The 14,360-nt window shown below is 61.1% G+C and carries 15 protein-coding genes; 10 read left to right on the top strand and 5 right to left on the bottom strand.

The window, feature by feature from the left end; all coding sequences use genetic code 11:
* Nucleotides 1-53 precede the first annotated feature (53 nt).
* Complete coding sequence (gene arfB, locus ABQ278_RS14580) at nucleotides 54-485, top strand: alternative ribosome rescue aminoacyl-tRNA hydrolase ArfB (protein ID WP_349320223.1); 432 nt, start codon at nucleotides 54-56, stop codon at nucleotides 483-485.
* The gene (locus ABQ278_RS14575) at nucleotides 475-990 is read left to right on the top strand and encodes an N-acetyltransferase (protein WP_349320222.1); all 516 of its coding nucleotides are present in this window, start codon (nucleotides 475-477) and stop codon (nucleotides 988-990) included. The genes arfB and ABQ278_RS14575 overlap by 11 nt, the downstream gene beginning before the upstream one ends.
* Here the strand turns inward: ABQ278_RS14575 and ABQ278_RS14570 are convergent.
* Both ABQ278_RS14570 and ABQ278_RS14565 read right to left on the bottom strand, forming a co-directional pair.
* Entirely contained in the window at nucleotides 959-2,086 is a 1,128-nt protein-coding gene (locus tag ABQ278_RS14570) for a glycosyl transferase family 4 family protein (RefSeq protein ID WP_349320221.1), read from the bottom strand. The two genes, ABQ278_RS14575 and ABQ278_RS14570, sit on opposite strands and share 32 nt — an antisense overlap.
* Nucleotides 2,087-2,266: 180 nt before the next feature.
* On the bottom strand, nucleotides 2,267-3,475 hold the full coding sequence (locus tag ABQ278_RS14565) for a pyridoxal phosphate-dependent aminotransferase (RefSeq protein WP_018081202.1): 1,209 nt from the start codon (nucleotides 3,473-3,475) through the stop codon (nucleotides 2,267-2,269).
* 284 nt (nucleotides 3,476-3,759) lie between these two features.
* Between ABQ278_RS14565 and ABQ278_RS14560 the strand changes: the two genes are divergently transcribed.
* The 7 genes from ABQ278_RS14560 to ABQ278_RS14530 all read left to right on the top strand — a co-directional run bounded on the left by ABQ278_RS14560 (nucleotide 3,760) and on the right by ABQ278_RS14530 (nucleotide 11,330).
* Nucleotides 3,760-4,449, top strand: coding sequence for a VTT domain-containing protein (locus tag ABQ278_RS14560; RefSeq protein ID WP_349320220.1), 690 nt, complete (start codon nucleotides 3,760-3,762; stop codon nucleotides 4,447-4,449).
* A 405-nt stretch (nucleotides 4,450-4,854) separates the two neighbouring features.
* Nucleotides 4,855-5,898 (top strand): rod shape-determining protein, encoded by a 1,044-nt coding sequence (locus ABQ278_RS14555; protein WP_349320219.1) that lies wholly within the window; start codon nucleotides 4,855-4,857, stop codon nucleotides 5,896-5,898.
* A gap of 73 nt (nucleotides 5,899-5,971) precedes the next feature.
* Nucleotides 5,972-7,129 carry a rod shape-determining protein MreC gene (gene mreC, locus ABQ278_RS14550; RefSeq protein WP_349320218.1) on the top strand — a complete coding sequence of 386 codons (1,158 nt, stop codon included), beginning with the start codon at nucleotides 5,972-5,974 and terminating at the stop codon, nucleotides 7,127-7,129.
* Between the two features lie 14 nt (nucleotides 7,130-7,143).
* Nucleotides 7,144-7,713: a hypothetical protein gene (locus tag ABQ278_RS14545; protein WP_349320217.1), complete on the top strand. Its 570-nt coding sequence runs from the start codon at nucleotides 7,144-7,146 to the stop codon at nucleotides 7,711-7,713.
* A gap of 15 nt (nucleotides 7,714-7,728) precedes the next feature.
* On the top strand, nucleotides 7,729-9,720 hold the full coding sequence (gene mrdA / locus ABQ278_RS14540) for a penicillin-binding protein 2 (protein WP_349320216.1): 1,992 nt from the start codon (nucleotides 7,729-7,731) through the stop codon (nucleotides 9,718-9,720).
* Between the two features lie 10 nt (nucleotides 9,721-9,730).
* Nucleotides 9,731-10,900, top strand: coding sequence for a rod shape-determining protein RodA (gene rodA / locus ABQ278_RS14535; RefSeq protein WP_349320215.1), 1,170 nt, complete (start codon nucleotides 9,731-9,733; stop codon nucleotides 10,898-10,900).
* A 277-nt stretch (nucleotides 10,901-11,177) separates the two neighbouring features.
* Entirely contained in the window at nucleotides 11,178-11,330 is a 153-nt protein-coding gene (locus tag ABQ278_RS14530) for a hypothetical protein (protein WP_349320214.1), read from the top strand.
* On the opposite strand, the gene ABQ278_RS14525 is transcribed toward ABQ278_RS14530, so the two are convergent.
* Nucleotides 11,327-12,571, bottom strand: a complete 1,245-nt coding sequence (locus tag ABQ278_RS14525) for an Hsp70 family protein (protein ID WP_349320213.1) — start codon at nucleotides 12,569-12,571, stop codon at nucleotides 11,327-11,329. The genes ABQ278_RS14530 and ABQ278_RS14525 overlap by 4 nt on opposite strands.
* Here ABQ278_RS14525 and ABQ278_RS14520 point away from each other — a divergent pair.
* The gene (locus ABQ278_RS14520) at nucleotides 12,570-12,722 is read left to right on the top strand and encodes a hypothetical protein (protein ID WP_349320212.1); all 153 of its coding nucleotides are present in this window, start codon (nucleotides 12,570-12,572) and stop codon (nucleotides 12,720-12,722) included. The two genes, ABQ278_RS14525 and ABQ278_RS14520, sit on opposite strands and share 2 nt — an antisense overlap.
* On the opposite strand, the gene ABQ278_RS14515 is transcribed toward ABQ278_RS14520, so the two are convergent.
* Together ABQ278_RS14515 and ABQ278_RS14510 are read right to left on the bottom strand one after the other, a co-directional pair.
* The gene (locus ABQ278_RS14515) at nucleotides 12,719-13,411 is read right to left on the bottom strand and encodes a hypothetical protein (RefSeq protein WP_349320211.1); all 693 of its coding nucleotides are present in this window, start codon (nucleotides 13,409-13,411) and stop codon (nucleotides 12,719-12,721) included. The two genes, ABQ278_RS14520 and ABQ278_RS14515, sit on opposite strands and share 4 nt — an antisense overlap.
* Before the next feature lies 1 nt (nucleotide 13,412).
* Nucleotides 13,413-14,177: a TPM domain-containing protein gene (locus ABQ278_RS14510; protein WP_349320210.1), complete on the bottom strand. Its 765-nt coding sequence runs from the start codon at nucleotides 14,175-14,177 to the stop codon at nucleotides 13,413-13,415.
* Nucleotides 14,178-14,360 lie beyond the last annotated feature (183 nt).

Below are 14,360 nucleotides of genomic sequence, written 5' to 3'. Positions count from 1 at the left end.
TTTAAAGCCGCCGTGTCTGTTTCCAGACCGGCGGCTTTTTGCTATGTGCCGTCATGGTTTTCATAACGCCCCGCATTACTGTTCCCGATGATGAACTGCACGAGACCTTCGTGCGGGCGTCGGGGGCTGGCGGGCAGAATGTCAACAAGGTCTCGACTGCCGTCGAACTGCGCTTTTCGATCTTCGAAAACCTGACCATTCCTTACGACGTCAAGCAGCGCCTGATCGCGCTTGGCGGGCGGCGCGTCAATAATGAAGGCGTGCTGGTGTTGTTTATCCAGACCCACCGTACTCAGGAAATGAACCGCAAGGCGGCCGAGGCGCGCTTTGTCGAACTGGTGCAAAAAGCGGCCCTGCCACCGCCACCGCCGCGCATTGCCACCAAGCCGACACGCGGTGCGGTCAAGCGGCGACTGGTCGGCAAGGCGATCCGCGCCACCGTCAAATCCAACCGCAAGCGTCCGGATGGCGAAGATGAGCTATAGGATCCGCCCCGCCACCCTCGCCGATGAACCCGGCATCTATGAGGTGTATCGCGCCGCGGCCCGTCAGGGCAAAGGCATATTGCGCCGTGAGGACGAGGTGACGCACGACTATATCGGCCATGGTCTTGAGAACGCCTTGCGCATCGGCATCTCGCTGGTGGCGGCGGAGGATGAAGGTCGTATTCTGGGTGATATCCATGCGTGGCCATCGGAAACGCGCCAGTTGGGCCATTGCCTCGCCAACACCACGATCGCCGTTGATCCGGCCGCGCAGGGTCGCGGGGTCGGCCGGGCCTTGTTCGAGGGCCTGATCGCGGCGGCGCGCGCCACGCCAAAGTTCCGCATCATCGAGTTGTTTTGCCGCGAGGACAATCAGCGCGCCATTGATCTCTATCAGTCACTGGGCTTCACGTTCGAGGGGCGTTTGAAAGGTCGCGTCTGGCAGGAGCATGGCCCCTATCTCGACGATCTGGTTATGGCTTTGCACTTAACAAAGGACGCTTGAGCAGGCTGCCGCGCAAGCGCACCCAGCCATAGCTGTAGGCGCTGATCAGCACGACCAGCACCAGAAAGCGCAGATCGGTCTGATAGAGCCGGTCGATCATGCGGGCGCCGAGACCGACGAGGCTGGAAAACAGGCACAGCGACCACACGATGATCGCCAGCTTCAGGTGCGAGCCGTCGCGGCGCTGCAGCCAGATCTGGTAAAGGTGTTCCTTGTGAGGCTTCAGGATGTTCTGCTTCTTGCGTGTGCGCACGATCAGGGTCAGGACCACATCGACCAGCAGTGGCGCCAGCAAATAGCCACCGAACCACACCGAACCGATGCCATAGGCCTTGACCACCAGAATAGAGCCGCCGATCAGGGCACCGGAGAACATCGAGCCGGCGTCACCCTGGAAGGCTCTGGCCTGTTGCGGCTGTCCGGGCGGCAGGTTGAAGGGGGCGAAACCGATATGGGCGCCCGCCACGCAGACGCAGACCAGGAGCACGCCGCCGACATAGGCGCCGTAGAGGTTAAGCGGCGCCATCAGCACAATGAGCCCGGCCATGATCAGCAGGGCGATGGTCTGGGTGCCGACCGCCAGGCCATTGGCGCCGTCCATGAAGTTGATGGTGTTGATGGTCAGGATCAGCCAGGCGGCGCTGCCGAGCAAACCGAACGGCCACCACACATCGAACTCAAGGCCGGGGCCAAAGTCGATCTCGGTGACGCGGTAATACCAGGCGAAGATGAGGCATAGAACGACCTGAAAGCCGAGCCGCCACTTGGCCGGCAGGTCGATGACATCGTCCACCGCGCCGCAAATGCCCATCAGGGACGCGAAGCCAAACAGGATCAAGCCATCGCGCCAGTTTCCGGGAATGACCGGGCCGTAAAGCCAGATGACGAGGCCGATCACCAGCGCCGAGGCGGCCATGATGGCGAGGCCGCCGCTGGTAGGGGTGGGGGAGAGGTGGGCGCCGCGTTCGCGCGGAATATCGATCGGGCCGCCTTTAAGTACCAGCAGGCTGAACGCCGCCGATGCAAGCGCAGAGGTAACCAGTGCACCCAACAGGAGCCCCGGCGGAATCAGCCATGTCATGTGCCAGTCGCTCATAGTAGGGTGACTAACGCCTTTTTTCACAGGAGGGCAAGCGCAAGTTGCGGCATAATGCGCGGAAAACATGAGTATAAATGAGAACGGGCGCGAAGGAGGTCATCCTTCGCGCCCGTCAAGGTCTCAGGTCAGAAGCCGGCTTTACTTCAGGCTGGCGCAGAAGCGTTGCCCCGCGTCAGCTTACTTCAAGCTGGCGCAGAAACGTTGAATGCGCGAGCAGGCTTCAGTCAGGACCGATTCCGACGTGGCGTAGGAGATGCGGAAGAAGGGTGACAGGCCGAAAGCCGCGCCATGGACGACGGCGACTTCCTCGGTTTGCAGCAGTTCGCCGGCAAATTCCTCGTCATTGGTGATGATCTTGCCCGAAGGCGCGGTCTTGCCGATGCAGCCGGCGATCGACGGATAGACGTAGAAGGCGCCTTCCGGTGTCGGGCAGGTGATGCCACGGGCGTTGTTCAGCATGGCGACGACGAGGTCGCGGCGCTTTTGGAAGATATCGGCGCGCGGGGCGATGAAGTCCTGCGTGCCGTTCAGCGCTTCGACGGCCGCCCACTGAGCGATCGAGCAGGCGTTGGAGGTCGATTGCGAGATGATCTTGGACATCGCCTTGATCAGGGGCTCCGGGCCGGCGCAATAGCCGATGCGCCAGCCGGTCATCGAATAGGCCTTGGAGACGCCGTTCATGGTCAGGGTGCGGTCGTAAAGCTCCGGCACCACCTGGGCGATGGTGGCGTATTCCATGCCGTCGAACAACAGGTGTTCGTACATGTCGTCGGTCAGGATCCACACCTGCGGGTGACGCTTCAGAACCTCGCCGAGCGCCTTCAGGTCGGCAGCGGTATAGACCGCGCCGGTTGGGTTCGATGGCGAGTTGAGGATCAGCCACTTGGTCTTGGGCGTGATGGCGGCTTCCAGAGTTTCCGGCGTCAGCTTGAAGCCGGTTTCCATGCCGGCCACGGCGAAGACGGGCGTGCCGCCGGCCAGGAGCACCATATCGGGGTAGGACACCCAGTAAGGTGCGGGCACGATGACTTCGTCACCGGCGTTCAGCGAGGCCATGAAGGCGTTATAAATGACCGGCTTGCCGCCCGGCGACACCGAAACCTGGGTGGTCTTGTAGTCGAGGCCGTTCTCGCGCTTGAACTTGGCCACGATGGCGGCCTTCAGTTCAGGGATGCCGTCGACGTCGGTATAGCGGGTCTCGCCGCGCTTGATCGCCTTAATGGCGGCGTCGCAGATATTTTCAGGCGTGTCGAAATCGGGCTCGCCGGCGCCCAGCGAAATGACTTTCTTGCCCTGACGGGCCATTTCACGCGCCTTGGCGGTGACGGCTATGGTCGGCGAGGGTTTTACGCGCTTCAGCGTATCGGATTCGGAGAAATCGGCCATGGGAGTGCTCACAGGGGGAAGACGGTTCTCAGGGGAAGAACCGAAGGAAAAATGCAGGCCCTTCTTTACCCGCACGCGCTCATTTGTCCAACTGTCATCATCCATCATCGCTGAATTTCTCTCTTACCTGTGCAGATCGCGGCACGTTTGGTTGCAAACGTTTCTAAAAGCCGATTTTTCGCACGAATTTCACTTGTGCAGACCCTAGCTTTGAAGACATACAGCCTGCAATGCAAAACCGATTTCAACATTTATGGCGAAGAGTAACAGGTTTCTTCCTGCACATGGACGGGAAGAACTCGCGCGCCCTGATGATGAGCCTGCTGTTGCTGGCCTCGGTGGTGGCGGTCTTTCTTATTGGCAAGTCGGCCTGGGGCCAGGAAATGCTCCTGTCGCTGGAGGCCTGGATGGCGCAGTACCGCCATTCGCCGCTGGCCGTGGTCATCGTCACCCTGGTGTTTTGCGCCTCGGCTTTGTTCGGCGCGCCGCAATTCGTGCTGATCGCCGCCTGCGTGGTGGTGTTCGGACCGGGCTGGGGCTTCGTCTATAGCTGGGTGGCGACCGTGATCTCGGCGGTCATGACCTTTTACATGGGCCGCTTTGCCGGCGCCGGCGTCATGAAGCGGCTCGGCGGCAATCATGTGGGCCGCCTCAGCGACTATATCGGTAAGAACGCCTTTTCCGCCTCGTTCATTGTGCGCAATATACCCTCGGCGCCGTTCATCGTGGTCAATATGGCGTTCGGGGCGTCGCGCGCGCCCTTCCTGAGTTTTATCAGCGGTTGCGCGCTCGGCATCCTGCCCAAGACGGCGCTGGTCGCTATGTTCGGCTCGTCCTACACCTCGCTGGTCAAGGGCGGCAACTGGCAGATGGCCCTGCTGATGGCCGGCGTCGCGGTGGTATGGCTTGGCCTTATGCTGCTGGCGCGCAAGGTCTATGAAAATGCCAAAAATAAGGATCAAACGCCGGAGTAATCCACAGGATTCCTCCAAGGCTTTTAGCCTTGGCAAGTACAAAGTACGCCGCCGCCTTTGCGGCGAAAGCCATGCGGCGACTGAGCTACAAAGTCATGATGACATTTTGTGTGATCTGTGCGTTCCGAAATCAGGGTTTCCTATTGAAAACAAGCTGTTAACCATTTCGCTTGTAGGGTGAAACTATCTTTTTTTTCAACCCCCTTGAAATATGATTCAGATAAGGGCAAGTGAGGGCTTTCCGGGATTCAGAACCTGTTGACTCAAGGCTTTTGCCTTGATCCGGCAAACTCCTACCCGATCTGCCCCCAAAATGCCTTCCTTACACTTTAACGGGTTCCACCCCACCCAAAACCGGCTTTTCCAAGCGCCCAGCCTTTCTAAGCACCAAGGTAGTTAGTCTCAATGTTCAAATCCTTCTTCGGCGGTTTCTCCAACGATATTGCCATCGACCTTGGTACCGCCAATACGCTGATCTATATGAAGGGGCGCGGCATTGTGCTGAACGAGCCTTCGGTCGTGGCGCTGCGCAATGTCGGGGGACGCAAGCTGGTGCACGCCGTGGGTATCGAAGCCAAGCAGATGCTGGGCCGCACGCCGGGCCACATGGAAGCCATCCGCCCGATGCGCGATGGCGTCATCGCCGACTTCGAAGTCGCCGAGGAAATGATCAAGTATTTCATACGCAAGGTGCATAACCGCAAGGGTTTCGTAAATCCTAAGGTCATCGTCTGCGTGCCGTCGGGCGCCACCGCCGTTGAGCGCCGCGCCATCAACAATTCCTGCCTGAACGCCTCGGCACGTCGCGTAGGCCTGCTCGATGAGCCCATGGCGGCCGCCATCGGCGCCGGCCTGCCGATCCACGAACCGACCGGATCGATGGTTGTTGATATCGGCGGCGGCACCACCGAAGTGGCCGTGCTGTCACTGTCGGGTATTGTCTATTCCAAGTCGGTCCGCGTCGGCGGCGACAAGATGGACGAAGCCATCACCAACTTCATGCGCCGTAACCACAATCTGCTGATCGGCGAAACCACCGCCGAGCGCATCAAGAAGGACATCGGCACAGCCCGCGTCCCGCACGATGGCGAAGGCCTTGCGATCGACGTCAAGGGCCGCGACCTGATGCAGGGCGTGCCGCGCGAAGTGCGTATCTCCGAGCGTCAGGCGGCGGAAGCCCTGGCTGAGCCGGTGGCGCAGATCATCGACGCCGTCAAGGTGGCGCTGGAAGCCACCCCGCCTGAACTGGCCGCCGATATCGCCGACAAGGGCATCATGCTCACCGGCGGCGGCGCCTTGCTGCGTGGCCTCGATATCGAAATCCGCGATCAGACCGGCCTGCCGGTTTCGGTGGCCGAAGATCCGTTGTCCTGCGTCGCCATCGGCTGTGGCCGGGTGCTGGAGCATCCGCGCTGGATGAAGGGCATTCTCGACGCGACTATGTCTTAGATATCGGGCATGTCGTAATATCGAGCGAAATCAACACCAGATCAAAGCTCTCCGCCTCAAGGAAAAGTAAAGCGTGGCTTACGGGGACAACAACAAGCACTTCGAGCACCTGAAACTGCCCATGACCTGGGCGGTAATGGGGATAGTCGGTGTTGTCTGCGTCGGGGCGGCGCTTTTGTTTCTGGGCGATCACCGCGAAGAGGTCGAGCAGGCCTCCTTTGCCAATCGCGCCGGGTTCGATGGTGTCGCCAGCCTGCCGGACAAGGCGCTGTCCCTGCCGGTCCATGCGGTCGGCGATGGCACCAACTGGCTGGATGACTATCTCTTCGCCGTCCGTGAAAACCGTGTCCTCAAGCGCAAGGTGGCTGAACTCAGCCAGTACCGCGACCTCTATACCGAGGAGAAGGACATCAATGCGCGCTACGAAAAGCTGCTGAACCTGCGCACCGAGCCGGCCGTTGAGGCTGTGACGGCGCGTTCGGTGGCCGTATCGCGCGGGCCGTTCGCCAACAACCGCCTGATCAATGCCGGTTCGTCCAAGAAGATCACCTTCGGCAACCCCGTCATCACCGAACATGGCCTGGTTGGCCGCGTCATCGGCGTGTCGCCCGATGTCAGCCGCGTGCTGATGGTGACCGACGTGACCAGCAATGTGCCCGTCATGATCCTGCGCTCCGACGCCCGCGCCATGATGCGCGGCGATGGCGGCGGCTATCCCAAGCTCGATTTCGTGCGCGGCAAGGAGTCGGTCAAGGTGGGCGATCAGATCCTGTCGTCGGGCGATGGCGGCATCTTCCCGCGCGGCCTGCCGGTGGGCGAAGCGGTCAAGGGCGTCGATGGCATCTGGCGCGTCCGTCTGTATTCCAACCGCTCGGCGATCGATTTCGTCAAGGTTCTGCTGTTCAAGGATTTCTCGCAACTGCCGAACGCCGACACCTTGCTGCGTACCCCCGCCGTCAGCGATGTGCTGCCGCCGCCGGCCCTGCCGCCCGTTCAGGCGGCGCAAAGCAGCGTGTCGTCGTCCAGTGCCTCCTCTGGCTCCACCAGTTCCGCAACATCCTCATCGGCGACCGCCGCCAGTGCCTCCGTGGCCAAACCGCCCGTAGTTAAGCCAAAGCCGAAACCGGTCATGCCCAGGCCCGCCGCCACATCGGCCTCTTCGGCGGCGCCGGCGGTTGAGCCGGACCTGAAGCCTTTCGTGCCGCCCGCCGTACCGACGGGGCAAAACTGATGAAAATGCCGGGCATGCTTGGCATGAGAAAGCGTGGCATCGCCGGCATGGCCATCAATCGCGGCGTGCGCAGCGGCATGGCGTCCAAGGTCATCGGTCCATGGGACTGGATCATCGCGCCGGCCCTGATCGGCCTGGCCCTCACCATTGTGCTGGCCACCGCCTTTCAGCCGTTTGGCTTCTATCTGCCAGAGCCGGTATCGCCGTTTATCCTGGCCTTCGCCTGGCCGCTCATTCGCCCCTCCTATATCGCGCCGTTCGTTCTGGGCGCGCTTGGCCTGTTTCTCGATTTCTTCTGGGGCGCGCCGCTTGGGTTCTGGACGCTCGGTCTGATGCTGGTCTATGCCTCGCTGATCACCGCCCGCACCTTTATCATCGGGCAGGAATGGATCGTTGTCTTCGGCATCTTCCTGCTGGCCGAACTGGCCTTTTTCGGGCTCTGCATCCTGCTGACCACGATCGACACGGGCTTTGTGCCGCGTATATGGGGCGTGGTCGAACAGGCCATTGCCACCACGATCCTGTTTCCGGTCGTGCTCTATCTGCTCGAAAAATACGTCCATACCGACGTCCGGTTTCAGTAAGGGGAGGGGAGACACATGGCTGCCGAACCGTCCCTCGTCTTTACCGATGTCAATGAGCGTCAGGGCGCTTTCACACGCCGCGTCTTCCTGATGGGGGGCGTGGTGGCGTTTGGCATGTTCGCCCTGATCGGTCGACTGGTCCATCTGCAAATCTTGCAAGGCAGCAAGTTCCAGAAGCTGTCAGCCGCCAACCAGTTTAATTTCCGCCTGGTGCCGCCGCCGCGCGGTAATATTCTTGATCGTAACGGCAAGCTGATCGCCGGCAACCGGCCGTCTTTCCGCGTCATGATTGAGACCAATGAGATCAAGAATATCGACGATACGTTGGACCAGGTGTCGTATATCCTGCCTCAGACCCTGACCAGCCGCCGCCGCATCCTGCGCGATATCAACCAGAACCAGCGCTCGGTGCCGACCATTATCGCCTCCGATCTGAGCTGGGAGGATTTCTCCAAGGTCAGCCTCTACGCCAACGATATTCCGGGCGTGGTGGCCGATATGGACGAGATGCGCGCCTATTATTACGGTGGCGCCTTCTCGCATGTCGTTGGTTACGTCGCCAAGATTTCGCAAAAGGACATGGATAAGGAAAAGGGCGGGCCGGAAGGCGAGTTCAATCTCCTGCACCACCCCAGCTTCCGCATCGGCAAGTCAGGCATTGAAAAGGCCTTTGACCGCGATCTGCGCGGCACGGCCGGCGGCAAGAAGGTCGAGGTCGATGCCCGTGGCCGCGTGGTGGCCGAGGATGGCGAGGGCTCGATCGCGCCGGTGCCGGGCAAGGATATCGTGCTGACGCTCGACGCAGATATCCAGCAGCGCGCCATCGATGTGTTCGGGCAGGAATCCGGTTCGGCGGTCATGATGGATATCGAGACCGGCGAAGTGCTGTGCATGACGTCCAGTCCCGGTTTCGATCCCAACCTGTTCGTCTCCGGCATCTCGAACGATGCCTACAAGCTGCTGCACGACTATGACCATAACCCGCTGCTCGACAAGGCCCTGACTGCCACCTATCCGCCAGGCTCGACCTTCAAGACTTTGGTGGGGCTGGCGGCGCTGGAAAACGGCTTCGATCCCAAGACGACCCACACCTGCAATGGCGCGTTTCCTTATGGTAATCGCGTCTTCCACTGCGACGGTCGCCACGGCACGCTCGATCTGCACGGTGCCATCGTCACCTCGTGCGACGTCTATTTCTATCAGTGCGCCCTGAGCGTGGGGCCTGACAAGATCGCCGATGTGGCGCGCAAGTTCGGGCTTGGGCAGATTTTCGATATCGGTATCGATGGCCAGAAGGCCGGCGTGGTGCCTGATCAGGCGTGGAAAAAGGCCTATTTCGAAAAGCGCCAGCCCAACAATACGCGCTGGTGGCCTGGCGAAACCCCGTCCATGGGCATCGGACAGGGCTATACCAATGTCAACGCCCTGCAAAACTGTGTCGCCGTGGCGCGTCTGGCCAATGGCCGCAAGGCGGTGATGCCGCGCCTGATCAAGTCGATCGGCGGCAAGCCGTATAAAGACACCGAATTCGAAGACCTGCCGGTTGATCCGGCCCATATCGCCTTTGTCCGCGCCGCCATGGCTGATGTGGTGACCAGCGGCACCGCTGCGCGTTCGGGCAAGCTCGACCTCGGTCCCATCCTGATGGCGGGCAAGACCGGTACGGCGCAGGCCCATACCTATGCCGCCGGCGGGTCTCGCGCCACGCTGCATCTCGGCTGGGAAAAGCGCGACCACGCCTGGTTCGTCGCCTTCGCGCCGGCCGATGCACCCAAATACGCCATGAGCGTCATCGTCCAGCACGGCGGCTGGGGCGCGTCCTCGGCAGCGCCCAAGGCGCGCGAAATCATGCGTATGGCCCTGCTCAAAGACCCCGAAATTCAAAAACGCATTGTCGCCGTCAATCCAGCCGATCTGGTCGACAAGCCGGTATCGGATGTGCCCGACCCCGAGAGCGATACAGGCGCCGCGCCGCCACCGCCCGATATCATCGATAACGGCGTATAGGTAGAACATCATGGTAGATTCCGCCCTTTCACGCCCCGGCCAACGCGAACGCTACGATTCAAAGCTCGCCCAGATCGACTGGCTGTTTGTCGGGCTTTTGTGCGCCCTGACCGGCATCGGCATCATCATGCTCTACAGTGTCGGTGGCATGACCTGGGGCGGCCCCGGCTGGGCCTATAAGCAACTGATCTTCTTTTCGGTCTGCCTCGTCATGATGTGCGGTCTGTCCCTGCTCGATCTGCGGGTCTGGCTGATGGGGGCTTACTGGTTTTACGGCGCTTCGCTGTTGTTGCTGATCGCCGTTGAGGCCGTGGGCGATGTCCGGATGGGCGCGCAGCGCTGGCTCAGTATCGGTGGCTTTACCTTCCAGCCGTCGGAATTCATGAAGCTGGCCATCGTTCTGGCCCTGGCACGCTTTTATCATGAGTGTTCGGCCAAGGACGCTAACCTCTCTTGGAAGCTGCTGATCCCCGCCGCCATGATCGGCGTGCCGGCCACGCTCGTCATGCACCAGCCCGACCTCGGCACCGCCGTGCTGATCTCGCTGACCGGTGCCTCGGTCATGATCCTGGCCGGCCTCAACTGGAAGATCATCGCCGCCGCCGCTGCCGCAGCACCCGTCGCCGTGTTTTTCGCCTTCCAGTACGCCCTGCACGACTATCAAAAGAAGCGCATCCTGACCTTCCTCAATCCGGAGGGCGATCCTTCCGGTGACGGCTACCACATCCTGCAATCGAAAATCGCCATGGGCTCCGGCGGCCTGCTCGGTAAGGGACTGGGCCTCGGTTCGCAATCGCAGCTCAACTTCCTGCCTGAAAAGCATACCGATTTCATCATGGCGGCGGTTTCGGAGGAACTCGGCTTTGCCGGTGGCTTCACCATCTTCCTGCTCTATGCCCTGATCATACTGATGGCCTTGCGCATGGCCTCGCTGTCGCACTCGCACTTTGGCCGTCTGGCCGCGGCGGGCGCCACGGCCACCTTTGCGCTCTATGTGCTGATCAACGGCGCCATGGTTATGGGCATGTTCCCCGTGGTCGGCGTGCCCATGCCGCTCGTCTCCTACGGCGGTTCGGCCATGCTGATGGTGATGACAGGGTTTGGCGTCGTGCTGGGCGTCAAGGTCCACCGCTACCAGGAACTGCCACGGCAGGCCTCGATCTTCTCGCGCTTCGAGTAAAAGTCAGGTCTTTGGCCGATTGCGTCGCAGTCGTCGCTAGCAGGTACCAGATGTACCCGCGTCGCTTGCCGCCGGCTATTCGACTCAAATCTCTGACTTTTATGCGTCGGTGCTGACGTGTCCTTACTGCTTTTTTTCACCGCGACAATTATACGGCGCGGATTTCTTACGGCAGAGTCGTCAGTCTGAGGCCTGAAAGGGGATTGGTCATGACCACCCGTGAGCCACCCGATCGAAAACCGAGAAGAGGCGCGCCAAGTGGGCCGCCGGCGTCCTTGTGGCCATGATTGTCGCTGTTCTGGCGATGATCCTCATAGCGCCGCAAGGGCCGCATGATCGACCGGGCTCTGACGGCAGCAACCCCGCCGCCGCCGAAGGGGTCGCAAAAGGCGGGCTGACCGGACGAACAGCGCCGGCCATAACGCCTTAGCTTTTACCGCCAAACCGTTCTTTCGCCGCCAGTCCCAGACCGCTGGCGACAGACGAGAAACGGTCGCCATAGGTCATCTGCGCCTTCGGAAAGGCCGCCTGCATCGCCGCCTCAAAGCCAGGCAGGGCGGTTGAGCCGCCGGTCATGAACAGGGTCTGGACCGCATCGGCGTCCAGACCAGCGCGCTCCGTCACGGTTTCCAGCGCCACTGCCACCACCTTCACCACTTCCCGCTCAACGCTGTTTGTCAGGGTATCGCGGTCGATATCGAGTTGCCAGTCCGGATCGATGGCGGTGAAATCGACCGTCGTCGTCTCGGCATCCGACAGCGCGATCTTGGCTTTTTCGATGCGGTTGGCGATATCGTGACCGGCCTGACGCTCGATGACCTCCAGCAGACGCGCCGTCTTTTCGCGTTCACCGGAGAGATAATGGGTCTGGCGGAGGCTCGTCATCACCTTCTGCGTATAGAGGAAGTTGATCAGGTGCCAGGTCGCCAGTTGGAAATAGGGCTGGCTCGACATCTCGTTGCCGTTCTTGAGCTTGCCGCGATAGCCGAGATCGCGCATGGCGGTGTCCAGGCTGAGGCGGGTGTCGAAATCGGTGCCGCCGATATGGACGCCGGCATTGGCCAAAATTTCGCGCTGACCGGAGCCTAGGCGCAGCACCGAGAAGTCGGACGTGCCGCCGCCGATATCGACCACCAGCACGATTTCCTCGGTGGTCAGGGTCTGCGCATAGTCGCGTGCCGCCGCAAGAGGCTCATATTCAAACGAGATATTGCGGAAGCCTTGCGCCTCGGCGATGCCGCGCAATTCGGCCTCGGCGCGGTTATCGGCCTCCTGATCGCCATCGACGAAATGGACCGGGCGCCCCAGCACCACGTCCTCGATGGTCTCGCCGCAGAAGTCCTCGGCGCGCTTCTTCAGTTCGGAGATATAGTAGCCGATGATGGCGCGGAAATCCTGACGGCGTGTGCCGATCTGCGTCGTCTCCGAGATCAGACGCGAACCGAGTATCGATTTCAGCGCGCGCATCAGGCGGCCTTCGTAGCCGTCGAGATATTGCGCGATCGCTTCGCGGCCAATGCTGACGCGGCCGGTTTCAAAATTGAAGAAGATAGCGGACGGCAGGGTGACCGACTCGCCCTCGACCGGCACCAGTTGCAGGCCGTCATCATCCCCTACGCAGACAGCGGAATTGGATGTACCGAAATCGATACCGCAATAGGGACGGGACATGAGCGCAAACCTTGGGGAGAAGGGGAGGCGCTGTTTAACGGGCGGCGGCGTCAAAAGCCAGTGGGAAGTTAAAGAAAACCAGAAACCCCACCACCACATCCGCATCGGCGGTCCGATCACCGCTGCGCGGTTCGTGGGGTATCTTGCTTAAATCTCGATCAGCACGTCCGGCAGTTCGTTGGGATTGTCCTCGTCGGGCGGGAAGTGCGCGGCCAGAGCCTCGCCGCATTTTTCGACGGCCGCCTCAAAGCCGCTGGTCAGGTCGCCATTCTTCACATGCCTAAGCAGAGCCGCCACGGTGTCATTCCACAACGTCTTGTCGACCTTGGCATAGATGCCGGCGTCGGCAATGACATCGACGAAATGCTCTTCCAACGCACAGAAGATCATCACGCCGGTCTGGCCCTGTGTCAGATGCAGGCCGCGGGCGTAGAATTGCTCCATGGCCTTCTGGTGGGCTTTGCGGTTGCGCGTGGCTTTTGGCGTCAGGATGAGTTTTAGGCCGGTGAAGCGAATGAGCGCGTAGACGACGGCGAAGACGATGACCTGCAGGAAGCCGTAACCGATCAGCACCTCCCAGGTGGCGAAATCGCCGCTGACGCCGATGCCGTTCCAGCCGAAAATATGCGTCAGCAGAGGCGCCAGCCATTCGTGCGGCAGGGTTCCCATGGCGGAGAGTAGCATGGGCACGACAAAGGCCGCCACTGCCGCCCAGCCGAGCGGGGTTTCACCGTAATCGAGCGCCTTCGACTTGATGATGCAGGTGATCTCGCCGGACGTTGTCAGTTCGGCTTTGGCGATGGCCGCATTGATGCGGCTATGGTCGATTTTCAAGGTCATGTTACCAGCTTCCCGAACTGCCGCCGCCGCCAAACGAGCCGCCGCCGCCACTGAATCCGCCGCCACCGCCGAAGCCGCCACCGCCGCCCCAGTCACCGCCGTCACGTCCGCCGCCGCCCAGGAGGCTGCCGAGCAGGAACCACGGCAACCAGCCGCGTGAGAACATCACAAAGATAATGATGATGAAAATAATGAGGGGCAGAGGTAAGCCGCCCTTGCGGCTGCCACCGGTATCGGCGGCCGTCTGCGCTTCCTGTGCTTTTTGAATGGCGACCTGACGATCCTGCGCCAGTTGGGCAATGATCTGGTCGGTGCCAGCCACAATGCCGGCGGAATAATCGCCCGCCTTGAATTGCGGCAGGATAGCGCGCTGAATGATCACGGACGACATCGCATCCGTCATCACCGGCTCAAGTCCGTAGCCGACCTCGATGCGAACCTTGCGCTCATTGGGCGCCACGATCAGCAGGATGCCGTTGTCCTTGTAGGTCTGGCCGTTGCTGGCCGCCGGGCCGCCGGCCTTCTGGCCGATGCCCCAGTGACGGCCGAGCTGATAGCCGTAATCGGCGATATCATAGCCTTCCAGATCCGGCACGGTGACGATGACCACCTGATCGGTGGTGGCGTCTTCCAGCCCCTTGAGCTTGAGCGTCAGGTCGGCCTTGGTGGCGTCAGAAAGCAGGTGCGCGTCATCGACGACGCGCTGGTTGTTCAGGTCGGGGTATTTGGGTTCGGCAAAAGCTTGCCCGACCCACAGGCCGGTCATAAGCACAGCCAAGACCACCATGAATCCCGCAAACCAAGGTTTGCGGGATTTATCTTTTCTTGTGCGCTCAGGTGCCGCGCGGGCTCCTCGCATAAGCTCGGGCGGGCACTTGCCCTTGCCAAAACCTGTTGGTTTTGGAGGCGTCCTGAGTAAACGGTTCATTCCGGGTGGCCTTTATCGGCT

It is taken from the genome of Asticcacaulis sp. MM231, from assembly GCF_964186625.1.
In the GTDB taxonomy this organism is placed as follows: domain Bacteria; phylum Pseudomonadota; class Alphaproteobacteria; order Caulobacterales; family Caulobacteraceae; genus Asticcacaulis.
The sequence above is the reverse complement of the archived record's forward strand: the minus strand, read 5'-3'. Positions and strand labels throughout refer to the sequence as shown.

Excerpts from the sequence above, each read along its gene's own strand:
- arfB (WP_349320223.1), top strand. The coding sequence starts at position 54 with ATGGTTTTCATAACGCCCCGCATTACTGTTCCCGATGATGAACTGCAC.
- ABQ278_RS14575 (WP_349320222.1), top strand. The coding sequence starts at position 475 with ATGAGCTATAGGATCCGCCCCGCCACCCTCGCCGATGAACCCGGCATC.
- ABQ278_RS14570 (WP_349320221.1), bottom strand. The coding sequence starts at position 2,086 with ATGAGCGACTGGCACATGACATGGCTGATTCCGCCGGGGCTCCTGTTG.
- ABQ278_RS14565 (WP_018081202.1), bottom strand. The coding sequence starts at position 3,475 with ATGGCCGATTTCTCCGAATCCGATACGCTGAAGCGCGTAAAACCCTCG.
- ABQ278_RS14560 (WP_349320220.1), top strand. The coding sequence starts at position 3,760 with ATGGACGGGAAGAACTCGCGCGCCCTGATGATGAGCCTGCTGTTGCTG.
- ABQ278_RS14555 (WP_349320219.1), top strand. The coding sequence starts at position 4,855 with ATGTTCAAATCCTTCTTCGGCGGTTTCTCCAACGATATTGCCATCGAC.
- ABQ278_RS14545 (WP_349320217.1), top strand. The coding sequence starts at position 7,144 with ATGCTTGGCATGAGAAAGCGTGGCATCGCCGGCATGGCCATCAATCGC.
- mrdA (WP_349320216.1), top strand. The coding sequence starts at position 7,729 with ATGGCTGCCGAACCGTCCCTCGTCTTTACCGATGTCAATGAGCGTCAG.
- rodA (WP_349320215.1), top strand. The coding sequence starts at position 9,731 with ATGGTAGATTCCGCCCTTTCACGCCCCGGCCAACGCGAACGCTACGAT.
- ABQ278_RS14520 (WP_349320212.1), top strand. The coding sequence starts at position 12,570 with ATGAGCGCAAACCTTGGGGAGAAGGGGAGGCGCTGTTTAACGGGCGGC.
- ABQ278_RS14525 (WP_349320213.1), bottom strand. The coding sequence starts at position 12,571 with ATGTCCCGTCCCTATTGCGGTATCGATTTCGGTACATCCAATTCCGCT.
- ABQ278_RS14515 (WP_349320211.1), bottom strand. The coding sequence starts at position 13,411 with ATGACCTTGAAAATCGACCATAGCCGCATCAATGCGGCCATCGCCAAA.
- ABQ278_RS14510 (WP_349320210.1), bottom strand. The coding sequence starts at position 14,177 with ATGACCGGCCTGTGGGTCGGGCAAGCTTTTGCCGAACCCAAATACCCC.